This window comes from Achromobacter semiaridum (assembly GCF_053543755.1).
The window spans coordinates 1-2,537 of sequence record NZ_JBLVOL010000097.1; the positions used below are offsets into that span (position 1 = coordinate 1).

At 62.7% G+C, this 2,537-nt stretch carries 2 protein-coding genes; both read left to right on the forward strand.

All coding sequences use genetic code 11. The features are described from left to right. The coding region (gene infB / locus ACNPP0_RS22475) for a translation initiation factor IF-2 (RefSeq protein WP_448707057.1) at nucleotides 1-2,030 on the forward strand (2,030 nt) is incomplete at its 5' end. A gap of 23 nt (nucleotides 2,031-2,053) precedes the next feature. Further along, nucleotides 2,054-2,455 (forward strand): 30S ribosome-binding factor RbfA, encoded by a 402-nt coding sequence (gene rbfA, locus ACNPP0_RS22480; protein ID WP_006218273.1) that lies wholly within the window; start codon nucleotides 2,054-2,056, stop codon nucleotides 2,453-2,455. The last annotated feature ends 82 nt before the right edge of the window (nucleotides 2,456-2,537 follow it).

The window sequence follows — 2,537 nt, forward strand, 5'->3', positions numbered from 1 at the left end:
CGCTGCACAAGCCGGCCGGCAAGCCGGGCGCCACGCCTGGCGCCAAGAAGGACGCCAAGCCCGCCGCTCCTGGCGCGAAAAAGACCATCAAGACCGCCGAAGTTGCTTCGACCTGGTCGGATGACGCCTCGCGCAAGAAGCCCGCCGACAAGCCGGCCGCCCCGGCCAGCCGTGATGGCTGGCGTGCAGGCGGCAAGGGGGGTGGCAAGGGCGGCGGCCGTGGTGGCCGCAACCAGCAGAACGACCGCCGCAACGAGCCCGCACCGCAGGAATTCATTGCACGCGAAGTTCACGTGCCGGAAACCATCAGCGTGGCCGACCTTGCGCACAAGATGTCCGTGAAGGCCGCCGAGGTCATCAAGCATCTGATGAAGCTGGGCCAGATGGTCACCATCAACCAGGTGCTGGACCAGGAAACGGCCATGATCGTGGTCGAGGAACTGGGCCACGTGGCCATCGCCGCCAAGCTGGACGATCCGGAAGCATTCCTGGACGAATCCGCCACGGTGTCCGAAGCTGAACAGCTGCCGCGCGCCCCGGTCGTGACCGTCATGGGCCACGTCGACCACGGTAAGACCTCGTTGCTGGATTACATCCGCCGCGCCAAGGTTGCCGCGGGCGAAGCCGGCGGCATTACGCAGCACATTGGCGCCTACCACGTTCAAACCGAACGCGGCATGGTGACCTTCCTTGACACCCCGGGCCACGAGGCGTTCACCGCCATGCGTGCCCGCGGCGCCAAGGCGACCGACATCGTGATTCTGGTGGTTGCCGCCGACGACGGCGTGATGCCGCAAACGCGTGAAGCCATCCACCACGCCAAGGCCGCGGGCGTGCCCATGGTTGTGGCCGTGACCAAGATCGACAAGCCGTCGGCCAACCCGGAACGCGTCAAGCAGGAACTGGTTGCCGAACAGGTCGTGCCGGAAGAATACGGTGGCGACGTGCCCTTCGTGGGCGTGTCGGCCAAGACCGGCGAAGGCATCGACGATCTGCTGGAAAACCTGCTGCTGCAAGCCGAAGTGCTGGAATTGAAGGCGCCGGAAGATGCTCCCGCCAAGGGTCTGGTCATCGAAGCCCGTCTGGACAAGGGCCGTGGCCCGGTCGCGACGATCCTGGTGCAAAGCGGTACGCTCAAGCGCGGCGACGTCGTGCTGGCCGGCGCAAGCTTCGGCCGCGTGCGCGCCATGCTGGACGAAAACGGCAAGCCGATTCAATCGGCCGGCCCGTCCATCCCGGTGGAAATTCAGGGTCTGACCGAAGTTCCCGCCGCCGGCGACGAACTGATGGCGCTGTCCGACGAACGCAAGGCGCGCGAAATCGCGCTGTTCCGCCAAGGCAAGTTCCGCGACGTCAAGTTGGCGCGCCAACAGGCCGCCAAGCTGGAATCGATGTTCGACAACCTGGGCGAGGGCACGCAAACGCTTACCCTTATCGTCAAGACCGACGTGCAGGGTTCGCAGGAAGCGCTGGTCCAATCGCTGGTCAAGCTGTCGACCGACGAAGTCCGTGTGCAAGTGGTGCACGCGGCCGTGGGCGGCATCTCGGAAACCGACATCAACCTGGCCATTGCCTCGAATGCTGTCGTGATCGGCTTCAACGTGCGTGCGGAAGCAAGCGCCAAGAAGCTGGCCGAGAACAACGGCATCGACGTGCGCTACTACAACATCATCTATGACGCCGTGGATGAAGTTAAGGCGGCCATGTCGGGCATGTTGGCGCCCGAAAAGAAGGAAGAAATCATCGGCCTGGTCGAGATCCGTGAGGTCTACAGCATCTCGCGCCTTGGCAACATCGCTGGTTGTATGGTGCTTGATGGCATCGTGCGCCGCGATTCCCAGGTACGCCTGCTGCGCAACAACGTGGTTCACTGGACGGGGCATCTTGAATCGCTGCGCCGCTTCAAGGACGACGTCAAGGAAGTCAAGTCGGGCTTCGATTGCGGTCTTACGCTGCGCGGCAACAATGACATCCAGGTGGGTGACCAGCTGGAAGTCTTTGAAATCAAGGAAATCGCGCGTACGCTGTAAAGCGTCGCGAGGCATTATTGCTAATGAGCCGTCACAAGTCCAAAGCCATCCCCGGCCGCAATCTGCGGCTGGCCGACCAGATCCAGAAGGATCTGGCCGAGATCATCCAGCGCGAGATCGATATGTCTCGCGCCGGACTGATCACGCTCTCTGGTGTGGAATTGTCGACCGACTACGCGCATGCCAAGGTGTGGTTCACGGTTTTGGGCGCCGAGCCCGAAGCCGCCACCGCCTTGCTGAACGAAAAAGCCGGTTGGCTGCATTCCCAGCTTTACAAGCTGCTGCACATTCACACTGTCCCCACTTTGCGCTTCTTCCACGACGAGCAGATTGCCCGTGGCATCGAAATGTCGATCCTCATCGACCGCGCAAACCGGCCCGGCCCGCACTCGGGCGTGCCTGACGAACCTGAAGACCAGTCCTGATCGGGCTGTCGTCACTGCTTTTCAACCGGATTCCGACGATGGCTAAACGACGCGGGCTTTTGCTCGACGGTGTGCTGTTGCT

What these genes read in the sequence shown, in the direction of transcription:
- rbfA (WP_006218273.1), top strand. Translation starts at nt 2,054, where the DNA reads ATGAGCCGTCACAAGTCCAAAGCCATCCCCGGCCGCAATCTGCGGCTG.